At 33.0% G+C, this 17,391-nt stretch carries 20 protein-coding genes and 1 other annotated feature; of the genes, 18 read left to right on the top strand and 2 right to left on the bottom strand.

Annotation, left to right across the window (positions count from 1 at the left end; all coding sequences use genetic code 11):
• Nucleotides 1–9: 9 nt before the first annotated feature.
• From J4P91_RS10770 to J4P91_RS10690, 17 genes are all read left to right on the top strand, one after another.
• Entirely contained in the window at nt 10–723 is a 714-nt protein-coding gene (locus tag J4P91_RS10770; protein ID WP_207994130.1) for a pentapeptide repeat-containing protein, read from the top strand.
• A 215-nt stretch (nt 724–938) separates the two neighbouring features.
• A complete protein-coding gene (locus J4P91_RS10765; protein ID WP_207994129.1) occupies nt 939–1,634 on the top strand; it encodes an SMI1/KNR4 family protein in 696 nt (231 codons plus the stop codon).
• 249 nt (nt 1,635–1,883) lie between these two features.
• Nucleotides 1,884–2,231 carry an SMI1/KNR4 family protein gene (locus J4P91_RS10760; RefSeq protein WP_207994128.1) on the top strand — a complete coding sequence of 116 codons (348 nt, stop codon included), beginning with the start codon at nt 1,884–1,886 and terminating at the stop codon, nt 2,229–2,231.
• Nucleotides 2,232–2,519: 288 nt separating this feature from the next.
• Entirely contained in the window at nt 2,520–2,675 is a 156-nt protein-coding gene (locus tag J4P91_RS10755) for a hypothetical protein (RefSeq protein ID WP_207994127.1), read from the top strand.
• 91 nt (nt 2,676–2,766) lie between these two features.
• Complete coding sequence (locus J4P91_RS10750) at nt 2,767–3,048, top strand: hypothetical protein (protein WP_207994126.1); 282 nt, start codon at nt 2,767–2,769, stop codon at nt 3,046–3,048.
• A gap of 594 nt (nt 3,049–3,642) precedes the next feature.
• Entirely contained in the window at nt 3,643–4,038 is a 396-nt protein-coding gene (locus tag J4P91_RS10745) for a hypothetical protein (RefSeq protein WP_207994159.1), read from the top strand.
• A 114-nt stretch (nt 4,039–4,152) separates the two neighbouring features.
• Nucleotides 4,153–4,947, top strand: a complete 795-nt coding sequence (imm47, locus tag J4P91_RS10740; protein ID WP_207994125.1) for an Imm47 family immunity protein — start codon at nt 4,153–4,155, stop codon at nt 4,945–4,947.
• A 214-nt stretch (nt 4,948–5,161) separates the two neighbouring features.
• Entirely contained in the window at nt 5,162–5,398 is a 237-nt protein-coding gene (locus tag J4P91_RS10735; protein WP_207994124.1) for a NucA/NucB deoxyribonuclease domain-containing protein, read from the top strand.
• 65 nt (nt 5,399–5,463) lie between these two features.
• Nucleotides 5,464–6,102, top strand: a complete 639-nt coding sequence (locus J4P91_RS10730; RefSeq protein WP_243763796.1) for a DUF2625 family protein — start codon at nt 5,464–5,466, stop codon at nt 6,100–6,102.
• A gap of 75 nt (nt 6,103–6,177) precedes the next feature.
• Nucleotides 6,178–6,720 (top strand): RNA 2'-phosphotransferase, encoded by a 543-nt coding sequence (locus tag J4P91_RS10725; RefSeq protein WP_207994122.1) that lies wholly within the window; start codon nt 6,178–6,180, stop codon nt 6,718–6,720.
• A gap of 1,005 nt (nt 6,721–7,725) precedes the next feature.
• Nucleotides 7,726–8,115 carry a cupredoxin domain-containing protein gene (locus J4P91_RS10720; protein WP_207994121.1) on the top strand — a complete coding sequence of 130 codons (390 nt, stop codon included), beginning with the start codon at nt 7,726–7,728 and terminating at the stop codon, nt 8,113–8,115.
• 462 nt (nt 8,116–8,577) lie between these two features.
• Nucleotides 8,578–8,958, top strand: a complete 381-nt coding sequence (locus tag J4P91_RS10715) for a BA_1872 family lipoprotein (protein ID WP_207994120.1) — start codon at nt 8,578–8,580, stop codon at nt 8,956–8,958.
• The gene (locus J4P91_RS29575) at nt 8,912–9,199 is read left to right on the top strand and encodes an SMI1/KNR4 family protein (protein ID WP_207994119.1); all 288 of its coding nucleotides are present in this window, start codon (nt 8,912–8,914) and stop codon (nt 9,197–9,199) included. The genes J4P91_RS10715 and J4P91_RS29575 overlap by 47 nt, the downstream gene beginning before the upstream one ends.
• Before the next feature lie 238 nt (nt 9,200–9,437).
• A complete protein-coding gene (locus tag J4P91_RS10705; protein ID WP_207994118.1) occupies nt 9,438–10,559 on the top strand; it encodes a TIGR04053 family radical SAM/SPASM domain-containing protein in 1,122 nt (373 codons plus the stop codon).
• Between the two features lie 56 nt (nt 10,560–10,615).
• On the top strand, nt 10,616–10,828 hold the full coding sequence (locus J4P91_RS10700) for a respiratory nitrate reductase subunit gamma (protein WP_307802530.1): 213 nt from the start codon (nt 10,616–10,618) through the stop codon (nt 10,826–10,828).
• A gap of 377 nt (nt 10,829–11,205) precedes the next feature.
• Nucleotides 11,206–11,455, top strand: a binding site (T-box leader).
• Between the two features lie 117 nt (nt 11,456–11,572).
• Nucleotides 11,573–12,913: a sodium-dependent transporter gene (locus tag J4P91_RS10695; RefSeq protein ID WP_207994117.1), complete on the top strand. Its 1,341-nt coding sequence runs from the start codon at nt 11,573–11,575 to the stop codon at nt 12,911–12,913.
• A 136-nt stretch (nt 12,914–13,049) separates the two neighbouring features.
• Entirely contained in the window at nt 13,050–13,964 is a 915-nt protein-coding gene (locus J4P91_RS10690; protein ID WP_207994115.1) for an alpha/beta fold hydrolase, read from the top strand.
• Nucleotides 13,965–14,013: 49 nt separating this feature from the next.
• Here J4P91_RS10690 and J4P91_RS10685 read toward each other — a convergent pair whose 3' ends face one another.
• Nucleotides 14,014–14,589 carry a nucleotidyltransferase family protein gene (locus J4P91_RS10685; protein ID WP_207994113.1) on the bottom strand — a complete coding sequence of 192 codons (576 nt, stop codon included), beginning with the start codon at nt 14,587–14,589 and terminating at the stop codon, nt 14,014–14,016.
• 52 nt (nt 14,590–14,641) lie between these two features.
• Nucleotides 14,642–15,439 (bottom strand): lipid II flippase Amj family protein, encoded by a 798-nt coding sequence (locus J4P91_RS10680; RefSeq protein WP_207994111.1) that lies wholly within the window; start codon nt 15,437–15,439, stop codon nt 14,642–14,644.
• Nucleotides 15,440–15,877: 438 nt separating this feature from the next.
• On the opposite strand from J4P91_RS10680, the gene J4P91_RS10675 reads away from it, so the two are divergent.
• Complete coding sequence (locus tag J4P91_RS10675) at nt 15,878–17,317, top strand: GntP family permease (RefSeq protein ID WP_207994110.1); 1,440 nt, start codon at nt 15,878–15,880, stop codon at nt 17,315–17,317.
• The last annotated feature ends 74 nt before the right edge of the window (nt 17,318–17,391 follow it).

Genomic DNA, 17,391 nt, shown 5'->3' with positions numbered 1-17,391 from the left:
AGCATAATAATGAATGAGAAAAATAATGATAGAATAAGAGTCATGGAAATATTAAGTAGATCTCAATGCAATGATGAGATTATAGATCAGCTAGATATAAGTGATTTGGACCTTAGTTTTTCAGACTTGTCAGAGGTAATGGCAGATCGTATTATGGCAAAGCGAGTTATGTTAAGAGCTTCCTCACTAATGAGAGTGTCGTTTCGTGATTGTGATTTTGAGTTGGCTGATTTCAGAAACTGCAATTTAGTAGAAGTCAATATTGCAGATTGTAGGTTTGGCGAAGCGGATTTTTCTAAAGCGAATATGAAATATGCAAAAATAAATATAAGTTATTGTTACGAAACATGTTTTAACGAAGTTGATTTTTCAGATGGAGAACTAGTTGGAACAGTTTTAAATTATGCTACTTTTCGCCATGCAAATTTATCAGGAATCGATGCGGAACAAGCACAATGCACTGGAACGGATTTCAGCAGTGCTAATCTTACTGAGGGTAACTTTGAAAAAACGTATTTGAAAAATGCAAATTTATCAGGAGTAGATGCTAGAAATGCAGATTTTACAAATGCAGATTTAACTGGAGCGACCCTTTTAAATGGGAATTTTACGGATGCGAATTTTACCGGCGCTACACTTGACAATGTAGTTTGGAAGGGCGCAAATGTAGAAGGTGCCAAGTTTGACGAAAATGTGAAGGAACAAATATTAAAGCTGATTTAGAAGTTTCTTCAGAGTCTTATGTAAACTTGATGAGATATATTTAAAAGGCTTATTCTACCTTGAAAGTTGAGGTGGAGTAAGCCTTTTTTTGTCGTATTAAAACGAAGGATTAAACCAAGTAAAAGTCTTAGGTCTAATCCTTTTTATTTATTATTTTAGGTGATTCCCTGTTCGGAGAGAATTGGTTAAACTAAATAAAAGGGGAGGAAGAAATATTGAATAACAAATTGGAGTATCTAAGAAAATATGAAAAAAATATTGAAATAGTAGACTTTTCTACTTTAGGTAACAATACACTTAATATACCGGAGCAGTGGCTTGCTATTTTGGAAGAGGAAAATCAATCCTTAAAAATTGATAAGCTTATTACTTTGTGGAATAGTGTATGTGCATTTGAATTGCGGAATACAATCGAATATTTTAAAAATAATTTAATAACACTAGATTTGTTATATAATGGAGAAGAATATTCTATACTTTACGGTATTAAATCTAGTAAAGATGAAATTTTATACTATGAGGGGAAATTAGGGATCAATCTAGATAAAAATATAGAGTTGAAAGCATATTGGGATAAAATACCTAAGTCAGTATGTAAATTTTATGAAAATCTGCATAATGGTTTCTATTATTATGCCAGTCATTCAATGGGATTAGTTCCGGAAGATGAAGTAACAAATTTTTGTGAATATGATTGGAGCATTATTGAAGAATTAGATGAACCAATTAAAATCGATGTAAATTCAACTTTTGGCTTCTTTTCAAACGGAATGGGTGCTTATGTAGCAATTGATGGTGAGAATTGTGTAAATGAAAATTCAACATTGTGGTTTAAGAATAAGCAACCTAAGTACAATTTAAATTTCTGGGATGTTGTCGATGAATGGATAGTAATTGGTTTTCAAGTATAAATTGATAATCAATTCTCTACTTAGTTAAGATGGTTTAAACGCCTCGATAAAAGTGTCATATCGCTTGTGAAATATTATAGAAAAAGAGAATCTAAGGAATTGAACTTTCTTTAGATTCTCTTTTTCGATATTATAGGCTCAAGGAAATAAAATCACCAAAATTGTGCTAATCAATGAAAGTGATATTCTTATAATGGAAATTGAACCTGAGAGTGTGGAATGGTTTGAATTTGTAAATTAAACTACACAATGTCATATCATAACGTAGGTTATTTAATTTATGATGCTTATCCTACTTCTGTTCCAACAGGTTGGGCAGAAGACCATGTTAGCGTTAATTACATAAATGGAATTGGAGAAGAAGGAATTCTATCAAGTGCTTATTACGTTGAAGAGTGGGAGTTACCAAAAGATATTGTGCTTTTATGCGGAGACGGACATTGGTGGATTGCGATGGATTATAGACACACAAAAGAAAACCCACCAATCATATACATTGATTTAGAATGGGGAGAAGATATTTTTATTTTAGAATTAGCACCTGATTTTGAAACATTAATTAAAGGCCTGTTCGTTTATGAAGATGAGGAGAGTTGATGACTGAAAGGTTGACAACGTCAATTGTGTTATATGGAAATATTAATTCCTTGGACTCTAAAAAGTGGTTGGATTTCTATAATTATATTTTTAATTTTACTACTACACTTAATTTACCACCAAATTATATGGGGATCTCTAAAGTATCTATTACAAGTAACAGTGACATACTCTTCAGTACCTGTACATATAGTGATAAATTAGTACCTAGAGGTGTTACAATAAGCACTACTGGCGATGATGGATTAAATATGTCTGTTACTGTACTAAATAGAAAGTAGGAATAATATGTATTTAGAAAAAATAAAAGGAATTATGGAAGTTCCACAAGAAACATATGATACAGGTATAATAGATGATTGGAAAGTTATTCAAAAAAACTGGGTTGTGATTTACATAGTGACTATAAGCAATTTATACACATGTATGGAACTGGAGGAATAAATAATTTTCTGTGGATACTAACGCCATTTAATGAACATGAGGATATAAATTTGTTTAAAAAAAGCAAGAAATGATAAAAGGCTACAAATATATGAAAAATCAATTTCCAGATGAGTTTACTTTTAATATATATCCTGAGAATAATGGGATCTTACCATGGGCATATACTGAAAATGGTGATGAGTTATATTGGAAAATCTTAAAAGGTAAATGGTCTATAGTTGTATTTGCTTCAAGATATTCTGACATTTATGAATATGATATGGAAATGACAAAATTTCTTTATAAACTCTTTAGTAAAGAAATAGTATGTGATGCTTTTTCTAATGATTTTATGGGTGATGATATAAGCTACAGTAGGATTTTATTGTAGAGAATTTATACTTGTTTTGGAAGATAAAATGATTATATTTTTTGAGGGAGCAAGACAGCTCTAGTACCTATAAAATTAAGAGCTATTTACTAAAAAGAACCTAATATTTCTATTGTGATTTACAATAGGAATTTGAATTTTATGATTAGAGACATACAAAGCTGGAGGATATAACTATTCTTCAGCTTTTTTCTCTTCTTAACTCCAGTCCTAAGGGCGCCAGTGGACCTGATTGAAAGGAACCGAAAATGCAAATAAAAGTCCTGTAATCGGTGAACAGCGGAATAAATACTTTAAAGAAAAATATGGAGCGGATAATATTCAATGAAAATTAAATTTATTTGAGGATATTACTGCGAATTCAGAACGTTTGTATGGAACAATAAAAATGAGATTAAGAAAATACTTGGGAAGACTGTATAGAGGGTGTTTATGGAAGTGAATTTTATCATGGTGGTGTAGGTGTCCGTGGAGGTTCATATTATGGATATTTAACAGATCCAACTGGAAAAGTTATAAAAAGTACAGATGGATATATTGCTACACCAAATGATAAAGCAACAGTAATACAAATTGATTAGAAAGGGAACTATTATGCAAACAATACCTGTAGGAAAGTTTTTTGAATTGCTCTTAGATACACTATCTCAATGTGGAAGTGATATTCTAAAATTATCAGATGAAATGATTGGAAACTATGTTTTAGAAGAGGGTATTATAGGAGTAACTTCATTTTTCAGTAAATTTACTTTAGAAAGATTAGAAAATGAAGTGATTAATTCTTATGATTTAAAGTTTACAAATTTACCAAAGAGTTCGAATGAAGTTTTCAATGAGTGGTTTGAAGGAGAAAGTAAACGAGAATATATTAACAAATTCGCTTTGACTATATGTCATTGCAGGTTTTCTCTATCTTCAGGTTTGATTTTGTATAAAAGTACTTTGTTGATAGTGTTATTCATATTAATCTCATCAACAAGTGGATTGTAAGTATTTTGAAATAACCCGAACCATACTAAGGTTACAATATACCAAAATAAAGTATTAAAATGGTAAGGAGAGAATAGGTTACGATAATGATTTATAACGAAAGGAGAGAGTGTTTTGCCTAGTGAAACAAATTTAATGCCAGGGATTTGGTATGGCTCTGTTAAGAAGAATGAGGATATTACACTGTTGAAAAATAATTTTACCGCTATTACTTCTGAAAAAGATTGTATTCTGTCCGTTATGGAAATTTTAAAGTCTGGAGACTTTACTATAAAAAATATACTTATTGATTTAATGAATACTACAAAGAATGAAGCAGTTTTGAATTTATGTATAAGATTATTTTGTTCAGTTTCTAATCATGATGATTTATTAAATAGTAATAATCTGAGGTTTTTGTCTGAGATTTCGGACTCAAATGCTGATACTTTTGCTTCTTGTGCACCAACAACATTATCATATGATGTGGTTCCTTATTTACTGGCTATGTTAGAAGAATGGGAAGATACTTATGTAGAACAAACAATTAAAGATTCTTTGGATACAATACTTGGATATACAAAGTATCTTTCCGAAGAATCTACTGTGGAAGAAATAGGACAATTCTATTTAGAAAAAAGAGATAGTTTAGATGCTGAAAGCTATTATTATAATCAGCAATTTATATTTCCTGGAGACTTAGCAAAAAAGCTAATTGAGAAATCATTTATCGCAGCGAAAACAAATTCAAGATTAGAGATGGGGATAATTCCTTCACTACTTTCAATATGGAGTAGTGTTAAATGTCCAGTTGAATATGATACGGTAATCAATGAAAATAAACTTAAAGAGACTATTAGTTATATTGACAAACTATCGAAAATGGATTGGCAAACAGGTGTTAAATATTTTTATGCAAATCCAGTCTAGTAGCTATTTAATAGCTATTAATATAGTTAACTGGATATTCCAATTAGTGATATTGATATATTCAGGAGATATTAAAGGGGGATGCTGTGCATACCCTCTTTTGTTTGTATAGTAGAATAGAGATAACTGCTATTACAGAATAAATAATCAGAAAAAATCAGGAGAGTATGTACCGAAATTTGGTAGAGGAAGCCCTAAGGTAATAGAAGTTGAAATGTCTAGAACTAAATACCTAGAATCAGCAAAGCATATTGAGGATGCAATAGCTGCTGGACAACCAGAGGTATTAACAATCAATAGAGGTAGTGCAAAGGCTAATCGTAGGACATCATTAAAAGGTGCAGATAAAGTTCCAGGAAAAGATTTGGATGAATATCCACCGGCAATGTTTATAGAGGACGGTACAGGGGCCAGTGTTCGACCGGGGATCTGGTTCAAGTACTGGGCATAAATTAAGACCATACCTTAATGGGACTAAAATAATTGATGACTAAAAAGCTAAAGTGGGAGGAAAAAATGAATAATACTCTGTGGGAAGAAATTAGTAATATGTTTTCTAATTGTAGTAGGGAAATAAGAGTAAATAGAAGTGAAGCAATTAATGGCGAATATACATTGGATAAGTTACAAATAACACCAAAATCAGCATTAGGTTCAGTGTTACTTCATACATCTGGAATAATAGTTGAAAATTGGATTAGAGTACTTGGTTCTGATAGTAAGAAAAATAGAGGAATACTTTCATATAATAGAGTGAATGAAGTAGGGGTTGCTACTAAAATTGATAAAATGTTGATAGTTGCAGATGATGTTGTAGGTGGTATATTTGCATTAAATACAGGAAGACTTTCAAATGGAGTAGGAGATATATGGTATTTTGCTCCTGATACATTAGAATGGGAGTCATTAGAAATGAAATACTCTGAATTTATAGCTTGGGTTGTAAATGGGAATATAGATGAATTTTATAGTAATATGAGATGGAATGCATGGGAGAAAGATGTCAAAGATGTTGAGTTTGATGATGCGATATTAATATATCCCTTTTTATGGGCAAATGAAATACAATTAGAAAATGCAGAAAAAAAAGTAGTACTAGCAGAAGAACTTTTCAATCTTAATCAAGAATATAGTGAAAAATTCAATTTAAGCTAGTTATAATTATTATAGCCCCAATGAATTTGGATATCACCTAAGAGTGAATGTATATTTTTATGGGGTGAGAAAGTTATGAACTATCAAAAACTAAGTAAAGAAATCTCCTACGCTCTTCGACATGCACCTTGGGAATATGAATTAGAATTAGATAATGAAGGATGGGTACCTATTAAGCAACTATTTAGCTCTCTTAATCAATCAAAAGAGTGGGAAGGTATTACTGAAAAAGATATCGAACTAATGATTTCTCTATCGGATAAGAAACGTCATGAGTTAAATAACAGTAAAATTAGAGCTTTATATGGACATTCTATTCCAATGAAAATTATAAAAAATGAAGTGGTACCACCAAAAATTTTGTTTCATGGAACTTCGCCAGATTATATAAACTCAATAAAGGAAAAGGGTTTATTACCAATGTCTAGACAATATGTGCACTTATCAGAAGATATAGAGACAGCTAAATTGGTAGGGAAAAGAAAAAATTCTCAACCTGTTATTTTAATTATAGATGCTGAAAAAGCTAGTAGCCAAGGTGTAACATTTTATTTTGGAAATGAAAAAGTTTGGCTTTCAGATTCAATTCCAGCTAATTATTTATCAATTATGTATTAAATGAGTGATTCTTATGTATTATTTTACTAGATTCTAGGAGTAAAGAAATGTAGACGTAATTCATTCTTTTTAACCTGCATTATCGGGCAAAAAGATTCTCACCTTAAAATCCAGAAAAAGCAAAGAAGTGAAGTGGGAATCAACTGTCCGTAAAAATCCGATTCATTCAACTAATAATCAGTGGGGGATGAAGAAAACCCCTGTCGATTAAAGTTTCACTTTAGGATGTTATTTGTGAGAGGATTTGTTTATACAACCTGAACTGGAAGATGTAAATCATTTTCTAGTTTTTTGTTTGGATGAAAAACTATATATAATTAATAAAAGGGAATATAAGTGGATTCTTAGAGGGTATATTTCTTTGTAACGGAAAGTGTAAAGAGCCGTACTCCCAGAAAGGTCCATATAAGTATATGATGGAGGCTGGAGGGAAGTTTTTGGGTAAGGGAGACAGTAGGACTATTGATATGAAAAGAAGTAGTTGAATTAGCAACCTTACCTAAAAAAAAGGGGCCATGAAACCTTTTAATTCTTTTTTATGTTATCAGGTGTCATTTCATCTACCGGTTTATAGTTACTATTTTTATTATAATTAGCTGAATCTTTCTTCAGATCATGTGTAGATGGGGGAGCTGATTTCTTAGGTTGTTGTTGCGCCGGCGTCTGAGTAGTAGGTACACTTTGTTTATTTTCTATATTCTCTTCTTGAGATTCCAGACCCACGAATTTATAGCGTAATCTGCCGCAACCATCGCTCTAGATTTACAAGTACGAAGATGATGAAAATATTTTGTTTGAATGTGAAGTATTACACCTAAACTAATGGTGCAGGTTAATTGAAGAAGAATGGATTCCAGAAGATCGTTATTAGAGTCGATCTTTTTTCTTTGTTACTGCTTCAGATAAAAGAGTTACTATTTGAAGCACATTGGAGCCCCATTTATAGTGATAATATTTTATGAATTGGAAAATAATAATGCTTACTTAGGAAAGGAAGGATTGCGAATGTCTATGAAAAAGTGGTTAACGGGATTGGTCGTTTTGCTTGCGATGATTGTGGTTGTGACAACTCCAGGCTCTCTCAGTGTATTTGCCGAATCCGGCGTCGTAACACAGCCTATTGAGTCAGTGAAAGTGATTGAGGTCGAGTTGAACGATGATTACTTTAATCCGAAAGTCATCACTCTTCCGATTGGAAGAACGACAACATTGATATTGAAAAACCAAGGTAAGAAAGAGCACACCTTCACAGTGGAAAAGCTTAGAATTGATGCCGAAGTCCAGCCGGGAAAAGAAAAAACCATTACCGTAAAACCTAAAAAACCCGGTACATATGAACTGATATGTCGGTACCATTTCCAGAAAGGAATGGATGGAAAAGTAATAGTCAAATAACAAGCAGGGCCAATCGGTCACATTAATTGAGTAAGTATCGCAAAAATTATCAAACTTTTTTATAAAAGGATGATTTAATTGATTATAGAAAAAGCATGTTTTGATCAATCTATTTTTCAAAACATGCTTTTTCTATTTGCTCTTTTATCAAGGTTTATTAAGTTAATTTAATCAAACTTTATTTCAATGTTACAACTGTTTATAAAAGTATGTGTCAAAGTTCTATAATGAAAATAAAAATGAAATCGAACGTTCAAGAGAATCTGTATTAAAATTTACAAAAAGAAATGTAGATTAAGTAAATTTACGGGAGTTTATTAGGCTGAAAGGATGCGGATGTCATACAGGTTATCATAAATTACAATTTTTTATTTTGATGAGTATATTGGCTTATCAAAAAATGATAAAATAGTTACCGCAATGGTAAAATTTTATCATGATAAAAAAGAAAGGGGAATCTCTATGAAATTGCTACGTTCATTTCTCATTCTCACTCTTGTTGTATTGTTAAGCGCATGCAATACAGCAACAAAAGTCACAAAGGTTCAAAACAATGGCGAAACGACTTTGAAAATTGGCTCCCTGCAAGGGTATCACGATGTGCAAACGATTAAAGCTGAAAAAGGAAATGTGGAAATTCCTTATGAGGCAGCCGTTGAAGAAGGTACGATTTTATTGCAAGTCACAAAAGACGATAAGGTCATTTATGAAGAAGAAGTCACTTCTCAAAAAGAAGGTTTGCTTTCTTTTGAAGCGCCAAAATCCGGATCATATGATTTAATTGTACGCGTGAAGGGTGAAGAAAAGAAAGCAAAAGGAATTCAAATACATACGAAGCTATGAAAAATCGGCAAGCGGAGTGTACCCGCTTGCCGTTTCCTTTTATAACCCAATACAGCCTGAGATAGAGGGAATTATTCCTTTTGCTAGAGATCCTTTCGGAAATCTAATATGTTTTGACTATCTTGCGGATAAACTATCACCAACAATTGTATTTTGGGATCATGAGGAACAAGGAGAAGCAGCTATAGAGATAATTTGTCATACATTTTCAGAGCTATTAGATGGAGTACATGATGATTAAAAATCTATTAAATTAATTAGAAAAGTAAAGGGAATACATATAAATTTTGAATATACATTTATCTTCTAAAAAAGCACCTCTTATACAAATAAAGTGAACCCAATTAATGAGACATGAACAAAACACCCCCTGATAAAAGTTTTGCTTTATACTAGAAATTTCATGCGTGATGTATCTCACAACATGAATGCTTATATAACTTTACAATTAGAATATAAATCGATGGGAGGTTTTAATCTTGATTAATCGTGATTTTAATAAAAATCCATTTATTGTAATATGGGAGTTAACAAGAGCATGTCAATTAAAATGTATTCATTGTCGTGCGGAAGCTCAGTATCATCGTCATCCTCTTGAGCTAACATTTGAAGAGGGGAAAAAACTAATTGATGATATATATGAAATGGATAATCCAATGCTTGTTTTTACTGGCGGAGATCCGTTAATGCGTCCGGATGTATATGATATTGCGGATTATGCGGTAAAAAAAGGTGTTCGGGTATCCATGACACCAAGTGCTACCCCAAATGTTACAAAAGAAACGATTCGAAAAGCAAAAGAAATAGGGCTTGCTAGATGGGCATTTAGTTTAGATGGACCAACAGCTGAAATACACGATCATTTTAGAGGGACAGATGGGTCATTTGAATTAACAATGAAGGCGATTCGTTACTTGCATGAATTAAAAATTCCTATTCAAATTAATACTGTTGTTTCTAATTATAATGTGAATGTACTTGAAGATATGGCAATTTTAGTAGAAGAATTAGATTGTGTGCTGTGGAGTGTATTTTTCTTAGTTCCAACGGGGCGCGGCAAGGAAACAGATATGATTTCACCAGCTCAGCATGAAAGGGTATTCCAATGGCTATATCAACTAAGTAAAAAGGTTTCTTTTGATATTAAAACAACAGCCGCTCAGCACTATCGACGCGTTGTTATTCAACAAAAAATGAAAGAAAATAAAAAAGTAGATCAGGCTATTCAATATCAGGATGTATTAATGAATGGAATGACGGGGCAAATTGATGGACTTGGACGTGCTCCAAAAGGGGTAAATGATGGAAACGGTTTTGTATTTATTTCTCATATTGGAGATGTATATCCAAGTGGGTTATTACCTATCAAAGCCGGGAACGTTAGAACAACACCACTAGCTGATATTTATCGGAACGCTCCTGTCTTCCAAGATTTGCGTAATCCGGACAAGTATAAAGGAAAGTGCGGAGTTTGTGAGTTTCGATATGTTTGCGGAGGATCTCGTTCCAGAGCGTTTGCGATGACGGGAGATTACATGGAAAGTGAACCTTTCTGTGTATACATTCCAAAAGCATTGCGAAAACAGAAAAAAAACGTATAAAAAACAGGACATGAGCACTTTTTACTCATGTCCTGTTTTTTATTTAAGCTTTTGCAATTGCACGTGGAAATATAACATCTCCAAAAGTTCGTGTACATGCAACATTCGGAGATTATTTCGCGTTGGTGATGTTAATAGTTATTGCTGGATTAGGAACATATATGACACTAATTTATAACACAACTGTTGTGGCTTATGAATACCGCACATCAATTGGTCCATGGTTCAGAAGTTTATTTACACTCCAACCTCAGTACGATTTAAAATAAAAACATTCATTTCTTAGATGGATTCCGTAGAGGGTTAAACCTCTATGGAATATTTTTATTACTTTTTTGTAAGTTGATTTTCACTTTATGGCACGCTTGTTCCTTCTAGAGGTATGGTAACATGTCCATCAACTCCCAAGTACCAAAAAAACATTATTCTTTCTAAACAAGCTAGATTAGGATTGAAATGATTACTAGTATTACATAAGTAAAGAATCGAATCCCTGTTTAATCATTAATGTATTTTAATTAATATACTAACGTAATCTTTTGGTTTTAAAACTTTTTTCGACAAAAAAATAAATATCTTGCTTGACAGTCTTACATATAACCGATATAATTCGTAGTAATTTCAAGAGAAAATATATTCAGAATATTAAATTGCGTTGAATAGGAGTAGTAAGGTCATGTGTTTGTACAGAGAGCTATGGGTTGGTGCGACATAGTCAAATAACATCCTGAACTCGCCTAGGAGCAGTAAGGTGGAACAGAAGTCTAATTCTTAGTAAATCTTAACGGTTAACCTTCGATAACAGGTTTGTAATCAAACGATTACTGCTAAGGTGGATTCATAATGGAATCAATAAGAGTGGTACCGCGTTAAGTAAATGGCTTAGCGTCTCTTTATATAAAGAGATGCTGGGCCATTTTTTATTATATATAGGAAGAAATGGAGGTTATATTTGGATTGGTTAATAATATTTATTTATTAATATAAAAAGATTTAATTAGGAGGAAAAGAAGATGAAGCAGGCGGAGCAATGGACTTCGAAATTAGGTTTTATAATGGCAGCAGCAGGTTCTGCAATTGGACTTGGAGCAATATGGAAATTTCCTTATATTGCTGGAAAGAGCGGGGGAGGCGCATTCTTTTTAATCTTTATCTTGTTTACGGTATTAATAGGTCTTCCGTTATTGATAGCTGAATTTATGATTGGTCGTAGTACGCAAAAACAAGCAATCGGTGCATTTAAAAGCATCGCACCAAATACAGGATGGCATTGGATTGGGCGTCTTGGCGTTGGTACATGTTTTATTTTGCTATCATTTTATAGTGTAGTTGGTGGTTGGGTATTAATTTATTTATTTAGAGGCATTACCGGACAACTTATTACATCACAGCAAAATTACGGTTCTTTATTTACAGAAACAATCGGGGATCCAGTTTGGGCAATTGTTGGTCATTTTGCTTTTATGTTTATTACGATTTGGGTTGTATCAAAAGGGGTACAAAATGGAATTGAAAAAGCAAGCAAATATATGTTACCAGCATTGTTTGTTTTATTTGTCGCTCTTATTGTTCGATCACTAACACTTGATGATGCGATGAAAGGAGTCAAATTCTTCTTACAGCCTGATTTCTCAAAAATTACATCAGAAAGTATTTTGTTTGCAATGGGACAATCATTTTTTGCAATTAGTATAGGGATTTCAATCATGGTCACGTATAGTTCATACTTAAATAAAAAAGAAAGTTTACCACGTTCAGCGGTAACAATTGTTGGACTGAATCTATTTGTTTCTCTATTCGCAGGGCTTGCTATTTTTCCAGCAGTATTTTCACTAGGAATGGAGCCAACTGAAGGACCAGGTTTGTTATTTATCGTATTACCATCTGTATTTAGTCAAATTCCATTTGGAAATTTCTTCTTAACAGTATTTCTTGCACTATTTACATTTGCAACGTTAACATCTGCATTTTCTTTACTTGAAACAGTTGTTTCAGCACTAGCGAATGGGCAGCAGGAAAGAAGAAAGAAATTGTCATGGATTATTGGATTTTTAATTTTCTTAATAGGTATCCCATCTGCACTTTCATTTGGTGTATGGAGTGATATTACAATCTTTGGTAAAAACATTTTTGATGCGGTAGACTTTTTATCTAGTAATATTTTAATGCCACTTGGAGCTTTATTTATAAGTATTTTCGTCTCATATAAAATGGAGAAAAAGGTATTAGAAGCAGAATTCTTTGTTGGTGGGAATTACGGGAAAGCAGTATTTACTTGCTGGGTATTCTTGCTTCGATTTGTCGCTCCGATTGCGATTGTCATTGTATTTTTGAATGTGATAGGGATTATTTAACTTAAAATGTTATAATATTCAGTAAAAGAAGAGGTGGATAAAATGAATTATTAAGCAACAGATATATAACGTGTTCAGATTCGTGGTCCTCCTATTTGTATAAAGGGTTAAAATATGAAAATAGGAGGAGAAAAAGATGAAACAAGACAAAGAAGTACTTTTACAAGGTAAAATGTTGGAAGTGCGTGGGAAAAAGCTATATGTGGAGATGTATGGATCACGAGAAAATCATCCTGTATTGTTTCTTCATGGAGGTCCTGGTGAGATGTGTTTTGATTTTTCCTATCATCAAGCACATAGATTACAAGATTTCTTTCGTCTCATTGCTATTGATCAACGAGGAGTAGGACGTTCGGAGGAAATTAGGCAAGAAGAGCAATTTGGATTACAAGATATTATTGAGGACTGCGAAGAGCTAAGGAAGATGTTGCGAATTGAACAATGGTCTGTTATTGGACATTCCTTTGGTGGTTTTTTAGCATTGTTATATGCAACGATGTATCCACAATCTATTCAAAAAATTATTTTTGAAGGACCTACGTTTGATTTTGCATTAACAAGTAGAGCTTTATTAAAAAAGACAGGAGTTCTACTAAAAAAGTCCGGAAAAGAAAACCAGGGGAACGAATGTATAGCTATTGCAGAAAGTGATGCTAGTTCAGTAGAATTGCTAGAAGCTTATTCGAAATTAAGCGATGAATTAGAAGAACACAGAATGGAAATTTATAATAACGTTGAGGATGAAACAGATTATAGTTTATATAGTGAGGAAGAATGGGAAGAGTTTTATGATCGTTCTGAGATTCATTTTACAAGATTGAAAGAGGAAGGGGAAATTCATCAATCATTATTATCAAAATTAAAAAATGTGGAGAATCCGATGTTGCTAATTGTAGGAAAACACGATGTGGTAACCTGTGAAAAACAAATTGAAATATTTCAAAGAGAGGTTCAAAATGGTGAGATGACTGTTTTTGAAGAGAGTGGGCATACACCACATTATGAAGCGGCAGATCGATTTGCAGAAACTGTAATTGATTTTTTGAAGTAAATTAGGAAAAGGTGCTTCATAAAATGAGAAGCACCTTTTTTCTTCATGTTTATATTTCAGGATGGAAGATTGTAATGTTAGGCCATTTACTTTGCCAGTTCTTTTTTTGTAATCTTTTTTCATACATATTAGTGCGCTCTTTCGTTTCGAGGAAATGAGGTGTTGGCTTCACGTGTAACGTGAGAACATCTTCAATTCCGCAAGGCGCTGTTAACACAACGTTTTCTTCTTCATCTAATGTAACACCAAGAGCGGTTGCAGTTTCTGGAAATTTAGAAATTGCATCGACTGAAGATGAATAAGGTGGCATGTTGTTGACTACATGCATACGAGCTTGATTTTTCACGGACCACGGAATAGTAGAATCTATACTTTTAAGCCTATTTTCTAATTTTTCTTCGGTGGATTCACTTATATGTAATGGATCAAAATAGATGATATCTATATCTGGCGTTAGAGTTCTTACTTCATACTCATGAAGAACATCCCAAATCTTAGAACGAACAAATCCAGCACAAATCCACCAATCCGGTAGTTGTAAAGATTTAGCTGTCTTTAATATTTCCATCATCCAAGTATCGTTTTGTATAAGCCGAATAATATCTTGTTCTGTTTGGATATACATGTTTAATTCCGCCTTTCTCACCTATTATTTTAGAAAATGCTATGTAGTTAATTTAATGCATAAGTTCAATAATCCATAAAATCCACTTCGCACCAGGTACAAATAAAAGCTGTGCTAATAATGTACCGAGGAATCTTGAAATCATAAGCCAACCGAACATCTTACGCATTGTATCTGCACCATTTTCTGATTGAAGCGCACGTTCTGTTAAAAGGGCAATACGCGGATCTAGCAGTACAGTCAATAAGATTGTAGCAAATCCATTAATAAGACCAGAAGCCGTGATTGCTTTCGTTGCATAAGTTGGATTTAAATAAGAAGCATATAAGGCGGAAAGAACCCCCGCAGTATAAATTGCGGTTGCAAACATATTAATGAGCATAATTCGTTTTGGAATGCCACCAACTCGCATACGGTGGATCATTTCAAATTTTGGAAAGCGAACATATTTTTTTGTATACTTCAATTTTTGCATATTGTTTGTTTTCATCATTCGAATAAACGAACCATCTGTTTCAAAGTTTTGAATGACATATCCAAATAACTTCGTTAAAGTTGGATATAAAATAATCGCGAGCAGTGTACCGATAGAAGCGGATAATAAAACAAGGCGCATCGTACTTTCTAAATTAACAGAAGCACCACTCTTAGCCTGATCAATAATACCACCAAGTAAAAAAGCTTGTAGTAAGTTGGATGTTCGTGAAATGAGTAATACCATTCCAACTACGGATAAGGCAACGGCAATCTTTTTTAAACGAACGCCAGCTAGTCGAATACTATAAGAACTTGTTTCGACTGCATGGATGATGATTGTAAAAGCCATTATGAAAATTAATGTTATCGTCATTTTTGGTCACCATTTTTCTATGAAATTATACTTATAATATAACAAGAACATGGTTTTGGGTATATCTATTCGTGACTCATACTGTTGAGAAGAATCTAATGTGTGAAAATACAATATGAAAATTCGAAGTACAGGGGCGACCTATGTTATGAAACATGTCGAAGAGTTACGGAGCCTGTATGCAAAAGATAAAAGTTTTAAAATATAATATAAAAGAAGAAAATCCCTTTATAACGAGTGATAGTGAATTCGTTATAAAGGGATTTTTCGTATGTAATAGAATAAGTAATAAATATGCTGTTTAAATCATAAAAATTTTGTTAGAAAAGGAGGAGGGATGTCAGTATTTGATTGTCATAAAAATGATATTTTGTAAGGAATACATAGAAAAATCTAGATAAAAAAGATTGAATTTTCAATTAAAAGAAGGTGAGAGAATTGGAGCTAGTCATTATTTTATTAGCACTTAGTTTGCTTATGTTTGTTGCCTATAGAGGGTTTTCAGTTATTTTATTTGCACCAATTTTTGCTTTGTTTGCGGTATTTTTAACAGAACCTAGTTTTGTGCTACCTTTCTTTTCAAATATTTTTATGGAGAAAATGGTAGGCTTTATTAAGTTGTATTTTCCAGTTTTCTTACTTGGTGCGATTTTTGGTAAAGTAGTAGAAATGTCTGGAATTGCAGACTCTATCGCTAAGACAATTATTGAAGTAGTGGGTGAAAAACGAACAATTTTGGCTATCGTTTTAATGGGGGCTGTTTTAACTTATAGTGGTGTCAGTGTTTATGTTGTTGTGTTTGCAGTATATCCATTTGCTGCAAAATTGTTTCGTCAAGCGAATATTCCAAAACGCTTAATACCAGGAACGATTGTCCTTGGAGCTGTCACGTTTACGATGGATGCACTACCAGGATCACCGCAAATTCAAAATGTAATCCCGACAACATTTTTTAAAACAGATATTTATGCAGCACCTATACTGGGCATTATAGGAGCTATTTTTGTCTTAACATTAGGATTGATTTACTTAGAAAGTCGGCGTAAGAAGGCAAAAGCAGCTGGAGAAGGATATTTTGGTTTTGAAGATGGAAATTCTGAAATGGCAGCATCCTTAGAGTTAGAGCAAAAGAATAATACTACTCTACAAAGTATTGAAATTTCAAGAGTACAGCAAGTGGTTGCATTTATACCTCTTATTTTAGTGGGGGTTATGAATAAAGTTTTTACGATGACTATACCGAAGTGGTATCCAAATGGTTTTGATTTTTCTTCAATTGGAATGAAAGCATTTGGTAAGGTAGAGTTAAGTGCAGTACTGGGTATATGGTCGGTAGAATTAGCACTCATCATTGGAATTATAGCAACGCTTTTATTATATTGGAAGCGTGTTGTAACTGGATTTCAAGCAGGATTGAATACAAGTATTGGAGGAGCTTTGCTTGCAACAATGAATACAGGAGCAGAATTCGGCTTTGGTGGTGTGATTGCAGCACTTCCAGGGTTTGCGATTATGCGAGATAGTATTTCTGCAACATTTACGAATCCACTCGTGAATGGAGCGGTGACAACGAATATTCTTGCTGGTATTACAGGTTCAGCTTCAGGAGGCATGGGAATCGTTTTAAGTGCTATGGGGGATAAATTTATTGCGGCGGCTGAACAATATAATATTCCACTTGAAGTTATGCATCGTATTGTCTCAATGGCATCGGGAGGAATGGATACACTGCCACATAACGGAGCAATTATTACAATCCTTACTGTGACAGGATTAACGCATAAACAATCGTATCGTGATATATTTGCGGTGACAATATTGAAAACGATTGCTGTATTTTTAGTAATTGCCTTTTATACATTTACAGGAATCTACTAATAAATTTATTAGTCTGGGAGGAAATAATTATTCGAAGTGGAATATTAAATTTGATAATTTATACAATAGAAGTT

The sequence above is a fragment of the Bacillus sp. XF8 genome (genome assembly GCF_017498755.1).
In the GTDB taxonomy this organism is placed as follows: domain Bacteria; phylum Bacillota; class Bacilli; order Bacillales; family Bacillaceae_G; genus Bacillus_A; species Bacillus_A bingmayongensis.
The sequence above is the reverse complement of the archived record's forward strand: the minus strand, read 5'-3'. Positions and strand labels throughout refer to the sequence as shown.

What these genes read in the sequence shown, in the direction of transcription:
- J4P91_RS10770 (WP_207994130.1), top strand. Translation starts at nt 10, where the DNA reads ATGAATGAGAAAAATAATGATAGAATAAGAGTCATGGAAATATTAAGT.
- J4P91_RS10760 (WP_207994128.1), top strand. Translation starts at nt 1,884, where the DNA reads ATGTCATATCATAACGTAGGTTATTTAATTTATGATGCTTATCCTACT.
- J4P91_RS10755 (WP_207994127.1), top strand. Translation starts at nt 2,520, where the DNA reads ATGTATTTAGAAAAAATAAAAGGAATTATGGAAGTTCCACAAGAAACA.
- J4P91_RS10750 (WP_207994126.1), top strand. Translation starts at nt 2,767, where the DNA reads ATGAAAAATCAATTTCCAGATGAGTTTACTTTTAATATATATCCTGAG.
- J4P91_RS10745 (WP_207994159.1), top strand. Translation starts at nt 3,643, where the DNA reads ATGCAAACAATACCTGTAGGAAAGTTTTTTGAATTGCTCTTAGATACA.
- J4P91_RS10735 (WP_207994124.1), top strand. Translation starts at nt 5,162, where the DNA reads ATGTCTAGAACTAAATACCTAGAATCAGCAAAGCATATTGAGGATGCA.
- J4P91_RS10730 (WP_243763796.1), top strand. Translation starts at nt 5,464, where the DNA reads ATGAATAATACTCTGTGGGAAGAAATTAGTAATATGTTTTCTAATTGT.
- J4P91_RS10725 (WP_207994122.1), top strand. Translation starts at nt 6,178, where the DNA reads ATGAACTATCAAAAACTAAGTAAAGAAATCTCCTACGCTCTTCGACAT.
- J4P91_RS10720 (WP_207994121.1), top strand. Translation starts at nt 7,726, where the DNA reads ATGTCTATGAAAAAGTGGTTAACGGGATTGGTCGTTTTGCTTGCGATG.
- J4P91_RS10715 (WP_207994120.1), top strand. Translation starts at nt 8,578, where the DNA reads ATGAAATTGCTACGTTCATTTCTCATTCTCACTCTTGTTGTATTGTTA.
- J4P91_RS10695 (WP_207994117.1), top strand. Translation starts at nt 11,573, where the DNA reads ATGAAGCAGGCGGAGCAATGGACTTCGAAATTAGGTTTTATAATGGCA.
- J4P91_RS10690 (WP_207994115.1), top strand. Translation starts at nt 13,050, where the DNA reads ATGAAACAAGACAAAGAAGTACTTTTACAAGGTAAAATGTTGGAAGTG.
- J4P91_RS10685 (WP_207994113.1), bottom strand. Translation starts at nt 14,589, where the DNA reads ATGTATATCCAAACAGAACAAGATATTATTCGGCTTATACAAAACGAT.
- J4P91_RS10680 (WP_207994111.1), bottom strand. Translation starts at nt 15,439, where the DNA reads ATGACGATAACATTAATTTTCATAATGGCTTTTACAATCATCATCCAT.